21 protein-coding genes are annotated in these 17715 nt (G+C 56.2%); 6 read left to right on the top strand and 15 right to left on the bottom strand.

The window, feature by feature from the left end:
* Positions 1 to 20: 20 nt before the first annotated feature.
* The 7 genes from P0120_11125 to P0120_11095 form a co-directional block, all read right to left on the bottom strand.
* Positions 21 to 320: a type II toxin-antitoxin system RelE/ParE family toxin gene (locus P0120_11125; GenBank protein MDF0674871.1), complete on the bottom strand. Its 300-nt coding sequence runs from the start codon at positions 318 to 320 to the stop codon at positions 21 to 23.
* Complete coding sequence (locus P0120_11120; protein MDF0674870.1) at positions 317 to 547, bottom strand: addiction module protein; 231 nt, start codon at positions 545 to 547, stop codon at positions 317 to 319. Before P0120_11120 ends, P0120_11125 begins: the two co-directional genes overlap by 4 nt.
* Before the next feature lie 85 nt (positions 548 to 632).
* Positions 633 to 1547 (bottom strand): lipoyl synthase, encoded by a 915-nt coding sequence (gene lipA, locus P0120_11115; GenBank protein ID MDF0674869.1) that lies wholly within the window; start codon positions 1545 to 1547, stop codon positions 633 to 635.
* 4 nt (positions 1548 to 1551) lie between these two features.
* The gene (locus P0120_11110; GenBank protein ID MDF0674868.1) at positions 1552 to 1917 is read right to left on the bottom strand and encodes a hypothetical protein; all 366 of its coding nucleotides are present in this window, start codon (positions 1915 to 1917) and stop codon (positions 1552 to 1554) included.
* A 3-nt stretch (positions 1918 to 1920) separates the two neighbouring features.
* Complete coding sequence (locus P0120_11105; GenBank protein ID MDF0674867.1) at positions 1921 to 2286, bottom strand: hypothetical protein; 366 nt, start codon at positions 2284 to 2286, stop codon at positions 1921 to 1923.
* Positions 2287 to 2391: 105 nt separating this feature from the next.
* Positions 2392 to 2703, bottom strand: coding sequence for a Rieske 2Fe-2S domain-containing protein (locus tag P0120_11100; protein ID MDF0674866.1), 312 nt, complete (start codon positions 2701 to 2703; stop codon positions 2392 to 2394).
* A 25-nt stretch (positions 2704 to 2728) separates the two neighbouring features.
* The gene (locus tag P0120_11095) at positions 2729 to 3604 is read right to left on the bottom strand and encodes an Mrp/NBP35 family ATP-binding protein (protein MDF0674865.1); all 876 of its coding nucleotides are present in this window, start codon (positions 3602 to 3604) and stop codon (positions 2729 to 2731) included.
* Positions 3605 to 3831: 227 nt separating this feature from the next.
* Between P0120_11095 and P0120_11090 the strand changes: the two genes are divergently transcribed.
* Positions 3832 to 6780, top strand: coding sequence for a proline dehydrogenase family protein (locus tag P0120_11090; protein MDF0674864.1), 2949 nt, complete (start codon positions 3832 to 3834; stop codon positions 6778 to 6780).
* On the opposite strand, the gene P0120_11085 is transcribed toward P0120_11090, so the two are convergent.
* From P0120_11085 to P0120_11065, 5 genes are all read right to left on the bottom strand, one after another.
* Positions 6673 to 7572 (bottom strand): hypothetical protein, encoded by a 900-nt coding sequence (locus P0120_11085; GenBank protein MDF0674863.1) that lies wholly within the window; start codon positions 7570 to 7572, stop codon positions 6673 to 6675. The two genes, P0120_11090 and P0120_11085, sit on opposite strands and share 108 nt — an antisense overlap.
* Before the next feature lie 299 nt (positions 7573 to 7871).
* Positions 7872 to 8693 (bottom strand): hypothetical protein, encoded by an 822-nt coding sequence (locus tag P0120_11080; GenBank protein MDF0674862.1) that lies wholly within the window; start codon positions 8691 to 8693, stop codon positions 7872 to 7874.
* On the bottom strand, positions 8680 to 8895 hold the full coding sequence (locus tag P0120_11075; GenBank protein ID MDF0674861.1) for a hypothetical protein: 216 nt from the start codon (positions 8893 to 8895) through the stop codon (positions 8680 to 8682). The genes P0120_11080 and P0120_11075 overlap by 14 nt, the downstream gene beginning before the upstream one ends.
* Positions 8896 to 9437: 542 nt before the next feature.
* On the bottom strand, positions 9438 to 10043 hold the full coding sequence (locus tag P0120_11070) for a toll/interleukin-1 receptor domain-containing protein (GenBank protein ID MDF0674860.1): 606 nt from the start codon (positions 10041 to 10043) through the stop codon (positions 9438 to 9440).
* A gap of 700 nt (positions 10044 to 10743) precedes the next feature.
* A complete protein-coding gene (locus P0120_11065; GenBank protein ID MDF0674859.1) occupies positions 10744 to 10959 on the bottom strand; it encodes a hypothetical protein in 216 nt (71 codons plus the stop codon).
* Positions 10960 to 11650: 691 nt separating this feature from the next.
* Here P0120_11065 and P0120_11060 point away from each other — a divergent pair.
* The 4 genes from P0120_11060 (at position 11651) to bioD (ending at position 13846) form a co-directional block, all read left to right on the top strand.
* Positions 11651 to 11887, top strand: a complete 237-nt coding sequence (locus tag P0120_11060) for a type II toxin-antitoxin system HicB family antitoxin (protein ID MDF0674858.1) — start codon at positions 11651 to 11653, stop codon at positions 11885 to 11887.
* 8 nt (positions 11888 to 11895) lie between these two features.
* The gene (locus P0120_11055) at positions 11896 to 12114 is read left to right on the top strand and encodes a type II toxin-antitoxin system HicA family toxin (GenBank protein MDF0674857.1); all 219 of its coding nucleotides are present in this window, start codon (positions 11896 to 11898) and stop codon (positions 12112 to 12114) included.
* A 214-nt stretch (positions 12115 to 12328) separates the two neighbouring features.
* Positions 12329 to 13066: an SDR family NAD(P)-dependent oxidoreductase gene (locus P0120_11050; protein ID MDF0674856.1), complete on the top strand. Its 738-nt coding sequence runs from the start codon at positions 12329 to 12331 to the stop codon at positions 13064 to 13066.
* A gap of 42 nt (positions 13067 to 13108) precedes the next feature.
* Positions 13109 to 13846, top strand: coding sequence for a dethiobiotin synthase (gene bioD, locus P0120_11045; protein MDF0674855.1), 738 nt, complete (start codon positions 13109 to 13111; stop codon positions 13844 to 13846).
* On the opposite strand, the gene thiE is transcribed toward bioD, so the two are convergent.
* From thiE to P0120_11030, 3 genes are read right to left on the bottom strand one after another with little or no spacing between them, the layout of a single operon-like run.
* Positions 13797 to 14471, bottom strand: a complete 675-nt coding sequence (gene thiE, locus P0120_11040) for a thiamine phosphate synthase (GenBank protein MDF0674854.1) — start codon at positions 14469 to 14471, stop codon at positions 13797 to 13799. The two genes, bioD and thiE, sit on opposite strands and share 50 nt — an antisense overlap.
* A 5-nt stretch (positions 14472 to 14476) precedes the next feature.
* A complete protein-coding gene (locus P0120_11035) occupies positions 14477 to 15061 on the bottom strand; it encodes an SRPBCC family protein (protein MDF0674853.1) in 585 nt (194 codons plus the stop codon).
* Positions 15054 to 16166 (bottom strand): DGQHR domain-containing protein, encoded by a 1113-nt coding sequence (locus P0120_11030; GenBank protein MDF0674852.1) that lies wholly within the window; start codon positions 16164 to 16166, stop codon positions 15054 to 15056. The genes P0120_11035 and P0120_11030 overlap by 8 nt, the downstream gene beginning before the upstream one ends.
* 485 nt (positions 16167 to 16651) lie before the next feature.
* Here P0120_11030 and queG point away from each other — a divergent pair, with 485 nt between their 5' ends.
* Positions 16652 to 17659: a tRNA epoxyqueuosine(34) reductase QueG gene (gene queG / locus P0120_11025; protein MDF0674851.1), complete on the top strand. Its 1008-nt coding sequence runs from the start codon at positions 16652 to 16654 to the stop codon at positions 17657 to 17659.
* Positions 17660 to 17715: the final 56 nt, after the last annotated feature.

Below are 17715 nucleotides of genomic sequence, written 5' to 3'. Positions count from 1 at the left end.
TGTGTTCTCAGCTTGGCTTATCAAGAATGGAGCCGATCTTCCCAATACCCAGGCCGACGTCGAAGATGCATGACCGCGACTATGACGACTTCATCAGCGGCAACCGCGTACAGAATCCCAAATGGAAAACGTTTCAGCAGCCGTCGTCTGATATCCTTCTTCACTTTTGGCGCGGCTTCCGGATGGACCAGGATAGCGGCCACCGTCCTTTCGACCTCACTGAGAAATTCTGATCCCAGCCCGGCTGATTGGCACTGATAATACTGGGCGGCGGCAATCATTTCCTCCTCGGCGGGAGGAAGAAAGATAGCCACAGTCATCTGAGCTTGGATTTGGCTTCGCGAAAAACTTGTCCGGCGGGTTTACCTGCCAACTTCCCTTGTCGGTATGCCTGATAACGACGTTCGGCCTCCTCTAGCCAAGCCGCTTCTGCATCGACATCTTCTCCCGGATCGATGCTTGCGATGAGATGATGCGCCAAGACCGCACGATCCTTCTTCGGTAGACGATTTGCCTCTTGTTCTAATTCAGCGACAGATTTTGGCATGACCATTACTCCGTGAAGTGGCACCACCACTCTACGGCGATTCCAGGCCATTTGCAACGGCTTCAACAGAAGAAGACAGTACCAACTAGCTGCTCGAAACCTGCTGCTCCGCGTGATAAGAGCTGCGGACGAGCGGACCTGATTCCACATGAGTGAAACCCATGGCAAGGCCCTTTTCTTTCAGCAAGGCAAACTCAGAGGGATCGTAGAACCGGGCGACGGGCAGATGGTCTCTCGTCGGTTGGAGATATTGGCCGATGGTCATGATATCGCACTCGACCGCTCGGAGATCGCGCATGACTTCGCGCGCTTCGTCGAGTGTCTCTCCCATCCCTAAGATCAAACCGGATTTCGTTCTCATCCCATGCTCCTTCGCCCTCGCAAGGAGTTCAATTGATCGTTGATACTTCCCTTGGGGTCTGATTGAAGGGAAGAGTCGCCGGACGGTTTCAATATTGTGATTCAAAATTTCAGGCTTCTCGGCACAGACAGTCGCGAGCGCCGCTTCATTGCCTTCGAAATCCGGAATCAATACTTCAATCGTACAGTCTGGATTCAGCCGCCTGGTCTGCCTGATTGTTTCCGCAAAGACCCAGGCTCCACCATCAGGCAATTCGTCACGATTCACCGAGGTGATCACGGCATGGCGCAGGCCGAGGGCTCGCACTGCTTCCGCAACACGACCTGGTTCCCTCTCATCCACTGGATTCGGCCTTCCGGTCTCGACGGAACAATAGTGGCAACGTCTGGTACAGATATCGCCCAGAATAAGGAAGGTGGCAGTACGGGCATTCCAACATTCCCACCGGTTCGGACAGCCGGCCTCCTCGCAGATCGTATGGAGCGTGAGCCGCTCCATGGTCTGCTTGATATCGAGGTAATTCGGACCAGTCTTGGCCTGGACCTTAAACCAGGAAGGAAGGCGGGGTCGGCTGACGGGTGAGGGGTGAGAGCCCGTAACTGAAGCGGACCGAAGACGATCAAGAGGAATAAAGCTCAAAGCACTATCCCTTCACGGAGCGCGACGTAAACCACTTCATAATTTTATCAAAGAAACCAGATGGGCCAAGCACAGTTTCTGGTGGATCCGGATATTCCACCCAAAGTTCCTGCGATCCGAGATAGACACCGTCGCGAAAACTCATTTGAGTTTTCAGCTGCCGGTAGCCCCTGGCATGTAAGGTCTGGATCAAACTGCTGAGCGCGTGGTCCTGGGTCGGATGTATCTCCGTCGTGACGCGGACGGTCTCATACCGCAAGATGGCTCGATAGCCTTCCCCTGAGCGTTCAAACTCGACCGGTCTGCTAAATCCCCGCTCCCGGTTGTCCAACCCAGCGAGCTGGTGTTTGTCGAGCCCGCCCTGACTCATCGGTCATTCTAACGCTCGGAAGACGGCGACCAAGTCGCTGAGTGCGATGGTCTTGTTCTTGAGTACTGCCCGCTCAGCTTGAATCGCCTCGCGGGTCTTGGCATCAATCGCACCGGCTTTTAGGCAAGAGGCACCGAGCGTCAGGATTCGGTCACACTCATCGGCGAGCTTCCCCTTCACGACCGGATTGACTGACAGGATCTCCATGAGCTTCCGTCGCGTTTCGTCAAGATGCCCTTGGAGTTCGGAGTCCGGGTAGCTCTTCCGAGCCGCTTCATCGAAACACCGATCAAGATACTGGGCCAGAAAGACATAGAGACGCACGAGCGCGGCCGCAATATCGGTTTGATCGTTGGCAGAAACAGACATGTGTCACCTCAAGTAAGAGTGAATGGCCGATGGTTTATAGCAAAAACCGCGAATCCTTCTCGGCTGAACCCTAGTATGCTGTTCGCTCTTTGGCACGAGCAAGGCTCATTGTTCAAGTAATACTTTCACATCATCACCTTCAATCTTTACTTGATACGTCGCAACCTTTGCAGAAGGGTTATTCACGCAAGCCCCAGTGGTCACATTGTATCGCCATCCGTGCCAAGGGCAGGTGACGATGTTGCCTTCCAGCTCTCCCTCTCCCAATGGGCCCTCTCGATGACAACAGGTATTGTTGATCGCGTGGATCGTCCCATCCACATTAAATACGGCCAGTGTCGTCCCATTCGCTTCTGCCACAATACCATGCCCAGGTTTTACATCTGCTGTAGCTGCCACTCGCACGAACTCCGCCATTCTTTCCCTCCAAATATAAGACCTGTCAATTGCTGCTGAACGGCTGCTTGATCTTCTTGAGCAAACTATCGATGGACGGGCCGGCCTTCCCGGCGCCACCTAGCTCTCCCATGATTTTCTTTGCAATACCCCGAAACGCCTCGGCCTGAGGAGACGCTGGATCGGCCACGACGATTGGATGACCCGTATCCCCACCATCCCTAATAGCGGGATCGATTGGGATCCGTCCCAGGAACGGCACACCAAGCTTGGCCGCAGCCCGCTCCCCTCCTCCATGCGAAAAGATCTCGGTCCGCTCACCGCAGTGACCACAGACAAAGTAGCTCATGTTTTCCACGATCCCTAGGAGCGGGACATTTACTTTTTGAAACATCGCCATGCCCTTACGAACGTCGTAGAGCGCCACTTCTTGCGGCGTGGTCACCGTAATCGCTCCGGCCAACGGAACCATCTGTGACAAAGAAAGCTGCACGTCACCGGTACCAGGCGGCAAGTCAATGAGTAAATAATCCAGGTCCCCCCAGAGCACGTCGCGGAAGAACGCTTGCAGATACTGATGGACCATTGGACCACGCCAAACCAGCGGGGCTTCCTCCGGCACCAGAAACGCCATGGAAATCAGCTTCACCCCGTAATTCTCGACAGGAAGGATCTTACCGTCTTTCTGTTCCGGTCCGGCTGTGCTCCCCATCATCATGGGAATATTGGGGCCGTAAAGGTCGGCATCCAAGAGTCCGACCTTGGCACCAGCCACGGCTAACGCACAGGCCAGGTTCGCCGCCACGGTTGATTTCCCAACCCCGCCTTTTCCACTGCTCACCGCGATGACCTGTTTCACTCCAGGGATCAAATTATCTTTTGCCTGAGGCTGCTGCACCCCATGACTATGTTCGTCAGCCATATCGATTCTCCCATCCAATTGTGCTCGACCGTCACCTTACTCTCGAATAACCACGGTCGAGTCGCCGTCACGTGTGATTCATCATCATAAGCGATGCCAGGCGCGAAATGATATGGGTCGCTCGGGCTATCGTCCATGTGCCGACAGGGGAAGGCTTGGACGATGACCATCTGCCGTCGGAGAGGTATACTGAATTCATACGGAGCGCATTACTCACAGGACTAACGATGACACCATCTCCCTCGTTGGAACCTGCCATTCGCTCGATCGGCGAACGACTCGCGCGGCTCTCCGGCTGTCTTTCACCGTCAATTTTTGACAGCCGGTGGTGGTCTCATTCGGCGATCAATCTGGCGATGAAGGATGCGTCGTTTAAGACAAGGTTGTTCCACTTCATCGATGTCCTTCCGGTCATTCAGGATGATGAACGAGTCGTCTCGCTGGCCGAAGAATATTTCGGCCGCGAGAGCAGCGCGTTGTTCGGGCTTCAGTGGGGATTGAAGGCACTGGCTTCAACAAGCATGGGAGCCCGTCTCACCGGTAAGTCGATCAGGAAACAGATCGAACAGATGGCGAAAACCTTCATCGCCGGAGCCTCGATCGAAGAGGCATTGCCGGTCTTGTCGCAGTTATGGAAAGACGGACGAGCCTGGTCTGTCGATCTGCTGGGAGAAGCGACGATCAGCGAGCGGGAGGCAGACCATTATCGTGATCAGTGCCTGAATGCTTTGAACGAACTCGGTCAGGCCACCAAAACTTGGGCTTCCACGCCTCTGCTCCAACAAGACCACTTGGGACCGATCCCACCCGTGCAGTTCTCGCTCAAAATTTCGGCTCTCTCATCTCGTTTGGACCCGATCGATCCCGATGGAAGTTACGAATCGGTCGCCGCGCGTCTCCGTCCGCTGGTGGATCTGGCACAGTCGCTGCCGGCCGGATTGATTTTCGATATGGAACAAGCGGAGACGAAAGACCTGATCCTGTACATTTTCAAGCAACTCTTCGCAGAGTCGGCCTATCGATCCTATCCCTATGCAGGACTCGCGCTCCAGGCCTATCATCGAGAGACCGAACGGGATGTCCAGGATCTGGTGGCCTGGGTGCGGACACGTTGTATACCGATCACGATTCGACTGGTCAAAGGTGCGTACTGGGATTCAGACACTGTCCGATATCGGCAAGCAGGCTGGCCACTTCCGCTTTTTGAGCACAAGGCGGAAACCGACATGCACTACGAGCGGTTGATTCCGGTGCTGTTTGAACATTCCGATCTCATCCGCCCCGCGTTCGGCACGCACAATCTTCGCACGTTAGCTGCCATCGAAGCCCATGCGGAATCGCGTGGTCTGACGCCTGACGCGCGCGAGTACCAAATGATCTTCGGCATGGCGGAGCCTTTCCAACAGGCCATGGTGAAGCTCGGTCGCCGTGTCCGGTTGTATACGCCGGTGGGCCGGTTGCTGCCGGGCATGGCGTATCTGGTACGCCGGCTGTTGGAAAATACGTCGAACGAATCGTTCCTCCAAAAAGAGTACGTGGAGTCCCAACCATTGGCCAGGCTCCTCGCTCCACCGACAGAGCCGACCCAGCTCCAACACACAACAACGAGCGGCGGGAAGAGTTTCAGCAACGAACCACACAGCGACTTTTCACAGGCAGAGGTTCGGGAGGCCATGCGGGCGAGTATTGGATCGGTTCAATCTCAGCTGGGCCGACAATGGCACGGTGTGGCATCAGGTAGCAGGCTGACCGGCCCATGGTTGGAATCCCGTAATCCTTGTAGGCCGAATGAGGTCCTGGCCAAGGTGCAGAGCGCAGCAGTGTCCGACCTGGACCACATCATCGAACAGGCGGTCAAACAATGGGACAGTTGGCGGCAGAAAGCTCCGGAAGCGCGATCTGAAATCCTGCGCAATGCAGCGTCGGAAATGTCTCGTCGCCGGTACGAGCTGGCAGCGTGGGAGATCTTTGAGGTCGGCAAACCCTGGCGTGAGGCCGATGCCGACGTGACGGAAGCGATCGACTTTCTCCGCTACTATGCCGATGAGATGGATCGTCTGGCTCGGCCGATGCGATTAGGCAACCGTCCGGGGGAACTCAACCAGCGTTTCTATGAACCGCGCGGCGTGACGGCAGTCATCGCACCATGGAATTTTCCGCTCGCCATCCCCACCGGAATGGTGTCAGCGGCTCTCGTGACCGGGAATCCTGTCCTGTTCAAACCGTCGGAACGCTCGCCCATCTTAGGGACTCTGCTCACTGACATCTTGATCCAAGCCGGTGTACCGACCGGTTGTTTGACTTGTCTCCCAGGCGGACCGGAGGTCGGCCAAGCGCTCGTCGCGCATCCCCATGTCGTGACGATCGCGTTTACCGGATCGAAGACCGTGGGGCTCCGCATTTTGGCCGAAGCATCGCACGAGCGCCCCGGACAGCCTATGGTCAAGCGGGTGATTGCCGAGATGGGTGGGAAGAATGCCATTATCATCGATGAGACGGCCGATCTGGACGAAGCGATCACCGGCGTCGTCGCATCATTCGCCGGCTACGCAGGACAGAAGTGCTCGGCTTGCTCCCGAGTCATCGTCCATCGCACCGTCTACGATACCTTCGTTTCCCGCCTACGTGAGGCAGTGCTGAGCTTGGAGGTCGGCAATCCCATGCACCCGTCCACCAAAGTGGGACCAGTGATCGATGCCCGAGCCCAGGCGAGCATACAACGCTATCTTTCACTCGGTCTCGAGGAAGGCCGGCTCCTCGTGCAGTACCCCCTGGATCAAACCGGATATTTCGTCGGACCGACGGTGTTTGTCGACATCCGACCTCATCACCGTCTGGCACAGGAGGAAATCTTTGGGCCGGTCTTAGCCGTGATGAAAGCGGAGAGTATTGCCGACGCAATCCGCATGGCGAACGGGACCGACTATGCCTTGACCGGAGGGGTCTATGCCAGAAGCCCGGTCACTCTTGCCAAGGCACGGGAGGAATTCGACGTGGGCAATCTCTACTTGAACCGACCAATCACCGGCGCCCTCGTCTCTCGTCAACCTTTCGGTGGGCACCGTTTCTCAGGGGTGGGTGCGAAAGCGGGGGGAGAAGATTACCTGGCCCAGTTCATGATCGCCAAAGTCATTAGTGAGAACACCCTTCGCCGTGGGTTCGAATCGACTCAGTGAGGCCTTCGCGGGTTTGATGGTGTAGTCTTCAAGTTCTTCTGTAACTTCCGTGACCACGCCGCGGTCTTCCTTGATGGCTGATAATTCCTGCCGCTCGGAATATTTCACGAGACCGACCCCCTTGGCGAACCAGGCCGTCATCACGTCGATTCCTGAGACGATGCGACGACTTCCTGACAAGTGGATCTTCATGTTCATCCGTGATTCCACTTTGATGGTATCTTGAAACGTACCGGCCGGGACGGTGATGGTTTCTCGACCGATCACCTTACTCCACCCCTGGGTATCGACCGTTTCATCCGTTTGATCACGATCCATATCGCTGCCGAAATCAACTCCCATTCGGTCAAACTGCTGGAAGGAGGATGGAATTCTCAACGGAAATCTAAAAATCTGATAGGGGGTAAGATGTTTTTCGAACGGTGTTCCCGGCTCCGACCCATAATACACAATGCCGACCGCATCGCGTCGATAAAAACTATCCGACGGTCCATGATCTCCCGGGTTCGTATCGTGAAAGACGGTTACCGTGACACCGTTCATGGTCTTGGTTCCCTCGACCGTCGACACATTTGTGAAAAACTTCAGTTCCACAGACTGGAGCGGTCCCTCGTTGATCTGGCCGCGATAGGTCCAGCGGCTCCCGGCCGTATCGGGAAAATACTCCTCGGACTTTGAAATCGTGACCGGCTCCTCGGCACCGAGCACCATAGGGCAGGGGTGTAGTCCTAAGAGCAGGCACGCTCCCACCGTCAACACCAGTCGCATATCACATTTAAGTTTCACCATCATTCCAACTCCAGATAAGAGGATTCGACGGTATCATAGGAGTCCCGACGGCGGCAAGCCGATCGGGGTTGTATCGAGTCTTCCCTAATGCTTGCCTTGACCGGGTTCCCATCACATGACTCCTCACGATGCCATTTCCGTCGAGCGGATTGTGATTCGAGGCCGTGTCAGGCCTGCAGCGGCCATCATGCTGACATGCGGTGGTGCGCCACGGGAAGGCCAGCGTTGGCGCGGGTTCGACGCAAGTTGCAGAACTGACCCGCTGTGAAACAGTGCCGGAATGTCTTGCCGATGGTGCGGCGTTACGGCTTCGGCCCGCTGTTGTACCGCTCCAGCATCGCGGCTGATATTTCGGGTGAGGTCGGCCAGATGCCGCCCGGAGTTCCGGCATGACGCTGGTAGGTTTCAAGCGCCTCCAAATCGGGCTGGACGGGCTTTCCATTTTTCAGAAAGAGCACGCCCACGGCGTCACTGGGAACGCGGCTGATAAATCGCTCCGCGTCTTCGATCATGTTGCGGATATGCCGGTGCAGGGCGTGCGGGTCAAGAGGCCGCTCGGTCGCGAGCGCCTGAAACTCTTCCGCAGTAAAGCGGCTGTGGCGCGTGATCTCAGCCAGCATTTCTTCCGGCGATTGTCCCGGAAAACGCCCAACCGCAGCAGCAATGACGGCTCCGAGCGGGAGGATCGTGTCGTGAACGGTGATGAGGTCAACGAGGTCGCGCGGTTCGCGACGGTCAGCTGCCGCCGCCGCTTTGTTGGTCGCAAGGTCAACGGGGTGCAGGACGTAACCAAACAGTTCGTCACGTTGCGGCGGAAAAAAACGGAAAGGTGCATCATGTACCCATTCCAGTCTCATCGTGTCGCCGAGCCCCTCAAGCTCCACCGCGCGCTTGCCGGTCACAATCTTTGTCCATGAGAGTGTAAGCCCGGCCGCCGTTAACGTTCTCGCATCGGCAACGGCGGCGGCGTGAAGACGTTGCTCCGTATCCTGGAAGATATCGATGTCGCTGGAATAACGTGGCCCTCCACGGTTAAGAGCGATACCACCCGCTATGTAACTATCTGGGCTGCGCTCTGCCGCGATCAGGCGTAACACATGGGATTGTAGTTTAGTGAGGGGCACGGCAGACCTGTTCAATCTGTTCCGCCAACCGCCGCCCTTCCATCCCGCCATGCGTCCGCAATGCCTTCGTGATCGCCAAGGCATCGGCAACCGTAGGGTCTTCACGAGGCCGCATGTTCCACAGAGCCTGCGCCCCATATTCCGCGAACGCGCGACGATACAGCGTAGTCACGGTTTCCGTTCCGGTGGGCTTGTCGTGCATAGCGACCTTCTTAGCATAAGGGCAGGGCCGCCACAAATGGTTACGCAAATTCCGTGGTCCTTCCAGCACTGATCCTTTGGGGAGCCCCACGGCTTGACAGCCGTGGTCCCTTTTGTGTCTTCGGCTGAACCCGCCAAAGTTTGTCCTCCTTCGCCAAGGCTTCGGAGGGCACCCACTGCGCATTCCACCACTGCATGACAGCTGTGGCTTCCTGCGTAGGTGGGTGAATCTGGTCGGCTAAAGAAGGGAATCTACACAGACGTATCAGCGATGACCGTGTCGGCGACATGTTAGCGAGACTTACCGGCAGACCTCGACCTATTGACGCGACTCAACTCACACGCCACGTCTCAAGACGAGAAGCCAATGCCACGGTTCGGAGAAAAGGAAACAGGGTCAAAGGGTAAAGGTTAGTTCGGAATGTCCTGGGCGCAACGGAACCCGAGAGGGACGAGCCGAGGCGTCGGTATACCTGCTCACCCACGCGGTCGCGAGCCCTCCGATGGAGTTGGTGCTGCACCTGCTCTCTTTACCAAGAAGGATTACCCCTTCAATACAGACAAATACAGCCACCACAGCAAGCCAACTACAACCATCACCACGGAAATTGCCAACGCTATGTTATCTATCGTGGACTTTGAGGAGAATTGTTCCCTGAACTCTTCCATGAACCCTTCCCTGAACGATTCCGGGAAAGATTGCGTAGGCTCTTGAGGTGGTACGAAAGGAGGTGGTTGAACCACGGTGCTCGATGATGTCCCGATGAATCCATCCAGATCTTCGAGAAATTGATCGAAGCCGGCGTGAGCTTTCCCTGATCGCCAATCCATCAAGTGTGCCGCTTGCAGATGCTCGAACTCCAGCGGGATCTTGACCTCTTCCAGCAACAACACGGGAAACAACACTCCTCGGCGCATCCCCTTCCGCGCTTCATTTTTGACCCATGTGCTATTCACCGAGGCCTTGGTCCAGACAACCACCACTGCTTTCGCGGCATCTAGTGCCTCCTCAATCACTTCATCAAACGAGCGACCCGTGGGAATACGTCGATCCCACCAGACAGACCAACCCTTCCGCTCCAAGGCATGGGCCATGGACTTGACTCGTTCTCTATCTTCGCTGGCGTAACTGATGAAGATGTCACTCATGGTGCGGGCCTTGCTTCCAACACAGCCGCCGGTTCACCGAAACGATCCGTTGCTTCCGAACAAGAAGGGCCCAAGTGTAGCTTGTATAGGTAGGACTGTCTAGAAGCTGTTTCGAGCCGCGGGGCTGTGCTTCGATGAGCTCAGCACGAACGGCACATGTCAATACTTTTCACGCATCCCCATTCACCCTTCGACGCGCTCAGGGCGAACGGACTATCTCAGGAATGTAAGAGTCAAGTGGGGGTCGGACCTTGGCTTATGCATTGTGAGGGTCGAGTCGAGTCTCGATAGGCCTGTCTCAAAAGCGAACTGGTAAATTGCCCCGTGGTGCGGAGCGGCTGGCGTATTTATGCAGGATTCCGTAGTAGGCAATGCCGGCCACAAACCACTTCCAGAAAACCGTGATCACCAATTTCTGCTTATACAGGAGTCTCTGAAATCAGGGGAAGATCAGACTCACACTATGGCTTGCAGCGAAAGCCTGCCTGCGCAAAGTGGTGATCGAAGGTCAGTGCGGTGGTGAGTTCAAGATGGTGCATCACAGCAAACGAAAGGCAATCAGTGAGTGAAACCGCTTATCCGAGTATCGTTGAAACAACTCCCACCCGACTTGAAACAGCTCATCGTTGATGGTGACGAACTCGACAGACGGACTCGTTTGGAGGTAGGTGCCGATTTCAACGGCTTTGGTGTAGAGGTTTCACGGGGTGTCGTAGAGGTAGGCATCATGGTCGGCCGCGCCGTTCCGCACGCCGCACCGCACCGGGTGACGGCCGAGCTTGCGAAGAGGATCGTGGCTAGGCTGGAGTGGGAGGATGACAACCCGCCCACGTTCGCAGCGGATCTCAACGGTCTTTGCGCCGTTCAAAAGACGCTTGGGAACCAGGACGCCGGATTTCTGTACAGCCGCTTTCATGGTACACCTCGCTCATTTCGTAGGGACAGGCGGAGTATAGCACGGCAGCCTGACCTCGTACGCGCACCGACAATACGTTCAATAGCTCACAGCCCGGTGAATAGGCCAAGAGGCATCATGCACAGAACTCATTTGGGATCGGATCTTGTATTGTGCACGATGCCTTCCGGCTTGAATAGATCGTCCCTTTTTTATGGAGGAGGCTGACAATCAGGCTTTGATAGGGAAATCCCGACGTCACCCTCCGCTTACCTTCGTGCATCGCTCCTCGCATAATTCGTCGCATGCCGTCGCCAATTGGATCGAGACCAGCCGTCCTCATCACCGAGGCTTCTGGTGGGATCGGTCGCGCCATCTGTGAGGGATTCGGAAAGGCCGGGTCAACCGGGGGTCGGACCTTGAATCGTGCATGGTGCAGGAAGTACGACTCCCCCTTCTCCAGCCGACACCGCAGTAACCACCTACCTTCCGAACATCTTCCTTGATCATCAACAGGGCATCCCACATTCAACCTCTATGTTCTTCCCTACGGCAAGACTATGAAATTGAGTCAAGGACGGTGGCATCCCTGCCGAGGATTGTTCCGCCGATCTTGCGTAAACCTGTTCCCGGCAATAGGTATGAATGAGCCGCAAGCGAGTGTCGGTAGGGCATGCTTGTGTTATACTTCCAACTCGAAAGGGCAAAAGCGATGACCTACTATACCTTCGAGATTGTCGTCGAAAAAGAAACCGACGATGTTGGGTACCTGGCGTACAGCCCGACATTGCCGGGGTGTTTCAGCAACGGGAAAACGATCGAAGAAGCCAAGCGCAATATTCGCGAAGCCATTCAACAGCATCTTCAATCCCTCCTGACTCATCAGCAACCGATTCCGCAAAACGAGAAACTGGTGCATGTCGAAGAATTGACTGTCGCGGTGCCTTAATGTCGCGGATGCCGCAAGTCACGGCTCACGAACTGATTCGTTTCCTCAAGGCACAAGGGTTCGTTGAAGATCGGCAAGCCGGAAGCCATTTAACCCTCTGGCATGCTGGTCGCTCCATATCCATCACCGTTCCTGTACACACCGGATGCGATATAGGGAGAGGCCTCGTCGTCAGGATTCTTAAAGACGCAGGATTTTCCGTCGATGAGTACCTTCGCCTGCGCTGAAACCTGCTTACGCGTCTTGTATCATCACGCTTTGAAATACGCGAGGTCCGGTCCGCATTCGCACATCACCCTTGGGCACACTCTCACGACGCTCGGCCGACCACACCATCCTCCCCATCCATAGACTCCGTCCTCAGACCACCCTCCACCTCACGAATGCCCACGACTTCTCTATCGCTTGCCTTCATACAGCTCTCCTCGCATAATTCGTCGCATGCCGTCCCCGATTGGATCGAGACCAGCCGTCCTCATCACCGGGGCTTCCGGAGGCATCGGTCGCGCCATCTGTGAGGGATTCGGAAAGGCCGGGTGGTATGTGGGCGTGCACTACTATTGCAACAAACCATCGGCAGAAGAGACATTGCGACAGGTGCTGCACGCAGGCGGAGCCGGTGATCTCTATCCCGCCGACATTCGAGAAGCAGAATCCGTTCGACACATGATCGACAGATTCTCCAGCTGCGCATCCGGCCCGTTGGTACTGGTCTGCAACGCCGGAATCGGACAGAGCGATTTGCTCGTGCGCCATTCACAGGAGATCTGGGAGAACGTTCTCGCCACAAATCTCACAGGAACATTTCACTGTCTGCGGGCCATGGCACCTGCCCTGCTCACTCGCGGCGGAGGCTCCATCATTGTGATCGGTTCCCACACAGGATTCCACGGTGTGGCGGGCCAGAGTGCCTATGCGACCTCGAAGGCCGGGCTGATCGGGCTCGTCAGAACGGCCGCGCTCGAGTGGGGGCCACAGAATATTCGCGTGAATCTCGTGCTGCCGGGTTGGCAGAAGACCGACTTGACCGAGGGAATATTCCCGGAAAGCAGCGGATGGCCGGATCATGCATTGCACCGTCCACCGGCGATAGAGGAAGTTGCCGGTACCATCGTACATTTGGCGCAACTCAACGACGTATCGGGACAAGTATGGAACTGCGACAGCAGACATCTCTGAACCAGGAGTAGCGCCTCCCACCTCAACCGTTGGAGCTTATTCATGACGCACGGAGTTTTCATCACCGGCACCGATACGGGGGTCGGAAAAACTTTGGTCAGCGCTGCGCTCGCGCTGCATCTGAAGAAACGTGGTCTGACGGTCGGTGTGATGAAACCGATTGAGACAGGAGTCTCGGCAGGAAGCGAAGCTCGGTCGGATGCAGCCCGGTTACGGGCTATCATAGAAAGCGAAGAGACATTGGGAGCTATCTGTCCCTATTCGTTTGGGTTGCCGGTCGCTCCACTTGCTGCTGCTCAGTCGGAAGGACAAACCATCGATCCGAACACCATCAAAAAAGTCTACCGCCTCCTGTCCGGTCGGTATGATTGCATGGTGGTCGAAGGAGTCGGCGGCGTGCATGTGCCGGTCACAACCAGGTCCAATGTCATGGATCTAATCAAGCAGTTACGTCTTGCGGTCGTAGTCATTGGGCGATCTGGACTGGGAGGGATCAATCATGCATTGCTGACAGTCGAAGCCCTTCGGCGAAAGAAGATCCGGATGGTCGCGCTCGTTCTGAATCGCACACATCCCGTCCGATCGGCCCTCGCGCGCGTTCAAGAGCGATCGACGATTGAGATCCTTCGCAAACAATCCGGCATCGCTGTGATCGGCCCACTCCCTTACGAACCAGGCCTGCCAAGCCGCTTCCGCCCAGCCATCACCCATCTTGCTCGATCAACCACCATTAAGAAGCTGGTGAAGCTCGTACGAGGAAGCGCGAGACGAAGTCGGTAACTACTTGTCGAACATCGGAGGCCTTCAAAACCGCGGAGATGACCGCCACTCCGTCGGCTCCTGCTCGAATGACTTCTTCAGTACGATCAGCCGTCATCCCACCGATGGCAAAGATCGGGAGCGCTGTCACCGGGCGGATTGTTCGTAGCCCCTCCAGACCAACGACCGGATCATGGTCCAACTTTGAGCCGGGCGCGAAAATCGGACCAAACCCGAGATAGTCCGGCCCGCCGGCTGTCGCCGCCACCACTTGCTCTCGGCTGTGCGTCGAAATACCGATCAGTTTGTCAGGCCCCATGACCTTTCGTGCGAGATTGAGCGGTAAGTCTCCCTGTCCGAGATGCACACCATCCGCATCCACTGCCAGGGCCAAATCGCATCGATCGTTGACAATGAACAGCACCCCGAGTTCTTGCGCTACCTTCCTCAGTGGCAACGCCTCCGCATAGGCGGTCTTCATCGAAGCCGTCTTGTTCCGGTACTGAAACATTGTGGCGCCGGCTCCCGCGGAAATCTTCAGGACATCGCGCAGCGGACGATCCGGAATGACCAATGGATCGAGAATGACGTAGAGGCCGGCGAGTACCGATGCGCCAGGATTCTTCCCTCTGGAACCGTGAACCATATCAGTTACCGCTTGGAGTGCTCCAAGGCCTTCTGTTTAACGATACGAAAGTGCGTTTCCAGTTCCTGTCGCATGGCGATTGCCACGAGCCAATCCGGCACCATAGATGCGATTTCAACCACCAACTCGAAATCAGCACGCGTCTGGCTCCCCTCTCCGACCGGCTGTAGTTTCCATACTCGATGATAGCGCTTGAAGTCGCCTCCCGTAAGGTCGGTCACAAGCCCACCGCTCGATAAAATCTTTGAGTCTGTGACTAACTTGCGCTCTCCCGGCATCAAGGGGTGATCGATACGCAGATCGACCGTGGCGATCCCATCATGGATCTGTAAGTCGGCTACCCGTAGACGAACTTCAAAGAGCTCGGGCCAATGCGGATAGTCGGTCAACAACGATTGGACGATCGCCGGTTCGGCTGGAAAGAAGACCTGCGCTGTCACGCGGACTCCACCGCCGGATTCTACTCTCACCTCCAGCCTATCCGTCTCAGCCGTCGGCAGAGGCGCCGCCTCCGATCCGGCAACGGACAGAAGCACGGCGAGTGAGAGCCGTAAGACGACGCCCGGCAAGAATGCTGGCCGTTTATCCAACAATCGCATCCAGCAGCCGCTGGTGAATCTTTCGTACCCGTTCAACTTGCCCTTTAGCTGGAAAGCGTTCGTAGAAGCCGTCAGCGCGGAACTCCTTCGTCAGAGGAGCCCAGGGCTTGACGATCTCCGCAAACGGCCTGTGCGAGCGTTGTTCGTCCCAGTCATTGATGAGCTTGCGATCCACGATCAGATCGTCCAGGACGCGGATCAACGCCTTGAGCGTCACATCGCGCGTAAACATATACCGGTCGTTCTGCCCCCAGACCTCGCCCATGACCTCCTTGACCCCCTTCAGGTAGTCGCGCACCAGCGCGTAGCAGCGATCGGCCTTCATCCCAAGATGAGTCTCTATCCAGCGCTTATGGACGGTCACGACTTTCAGCAGCTCGTTGAACACCTCGGACTGCAGAATCCATTTTTCCTGCTTGCTCCGTCCTCCCAGTCGGTTGATCTTGTACTGCAGCGGTGAGTCCGATTCGCCGTATAAGAGGTTCACGACCTTGGCGGCGAATTTCTTTTCAGGACTTTCCCATGAGACTTTCTCGTAGAGATCCACCAAATGCGACCGGTTGATCCGCGTGTGGGTGGAGTTGATGATCACGAACATCTCCGTGGCGAAGTCCGCGCTCCGCCCATCGAACAAGAGGCAGGGCACCTCGACCTGCGCACTTTGATCCGGATGTTTTTCGTGGAAAAAGTGAAGCCCTGCGAGCCGATGTTGCCCGTCGATCACCAGATACTTTCCCTTCGGCTCGCTCAGGTGGCCGATCGACTCCGAGCCTTCTGCCTTTTGGAAGCGAAGCGTTTCGTCGGTAAAGAGCAGCACGGTACCGGGAATCATCGGTTGAGCCACGACGGTCTCATAAAAATTGACGATCTGCTTGATCTTCTGCCGATTCAAGACCCGTTGGAATCCCTTCTCGCTCCGCTCGATTCCCGCGATGAATTGCGCGACCTCGTCGTGTTCGGAAATCTTGGCCTGTGCGATCTCTTCCCCCTCGAAATAGTATCGGCTGGTAAACCGAACCTTGCTCAAGAGCTCACCGGCCTTGTACGCGAGGAAATAGAATGCGCCCTCTTTTTGCGTAATCCGCGTCGCGAGCATAAAGCCTCCATTGGTGTGAATAGAAGCCGGCAGGAAGATTCTACGCGGCCCACTCCATGGCCGCAAGACAAAGGACTGTGCTACCATCGGCCACTATGCTGATTCGATGCAGGGCGTTTGGCCTGTTCGTTTTGCTGCTCTTGATACTTCTCATTCCTTCCCTCGACACCAGGGCACAGGAGGTAGAGGATTCGGGAGCCACGACGGAGTTGTCGTGCAGCTTTTCAATGGAGAAAGGTGAAACCGGACGCCCCTGCCACGTTCCATTCCCACAAGAATGCCGAGTGGCCTCCATTCCCGGGACCAAGCAGCCCTGGACTACGATCTCGAAGGGCGGCCAACTGCACTGTCGGTTTGATAAAACGAAGACTGATTGGAAAACGAACATTGTCGGCACGTGCGACCGGTGCAAATCGGTCCGATGTTCGGCACACTTCAGTGTGCGCTTTGATTGCTCCGCCCAGCATTGAGCTCACGTGTATCCCATGTCCATCACGGCAGCCATCAAACAAGAAGCCCGCGCGCTGGGATTCGATGCGGTTGGGATTACGCCCGTCTGCAGCGAAGACACAAGGTCAGCTGCCGAGGACCAAGAAAACAACCAGCTTTCGCATCCCGAAACCGCAATACTCCGAGGTCTCTTTGATCGTCTCACCGAATGGCTCGGGCGAGGCTACCACGGCACCATGGTCTGGATGGAACGGGCCCCGAACAAACGCGCCGATCCTGGCCAGGTGCTTCCCGGCTGCCGCTCCATCATCTCGTTGGGGGTCAACTATCTCACCGAGCACCGCGCCAACGAACAGCCCGGCTACGGCCGCATTGCGCGATATGCTTGGGGAAGGGATTATCACAAGCTTTTTGATTCCAGGCTCAAGCAACTGGAACAGTTGATTCACAAGATAGCACCGGACGCCAGAACCCGTTCATACAGCGACACCGGTCCCATCATGGAGAAAGCCTGGGCGGAACGAGCAGGCTTGGGCTGGATCGGGAAACATTCCAACCTTGTTTCAGCCGAGTATGGTTCTTGGCTCCTGCTGGGAGAAATTCTGACCACGGTGGTGCTGGATCCCGACGAACCGGCGACCGATCTCTGTGGCAGCTGCACGCTCTGCATTCAGGCTTGCCCGACGGGAGCCATCACAGAGCCCTACGTTGTCGACGCCACTCGTTGTGTTTCATACCTCACGATTGAATTGCGTGACGATGACACCGCCATCCCTCACGAGCTGAAAACAGGCATGGGAAACAAGATTTTCGGATGTGACGATTGTCTCGATGTGTGTCCGTTCAATCTCCGAGCGGAACCGACGCAGGAAGGCGCCTTTCAACCGTCACATCTGACACTCTCTCCTGACTTGAACGAACTCTCCAAACTGGATGAGACGACCTTCTCTATGGTATTTCGACAAAGCCCGATCAAGCGCGCAAAACACCAGGGCCTTCTCCGAAACGTGGCCATCGCCCAGCGTAATCTCAAGCCTGCGTAACCATGTCGTGCCTTCAGCAACTGCCTAATAGGGCATTAACTTTGCCCACAAATCAT

It is taken from the genome of Nitrospira sp., assembly GCA_029194675.1.
In the GTDB taxonomy this organism is placed as follows: domain Bacteria; phylum Nitrospirota; class Nitrospiria; order Nitrospirales; family Nitrospiraceae; genus Nitrospira_D.
This window is presented reverse-complemented; position numbering and strand designations above follow the sequence as displayed.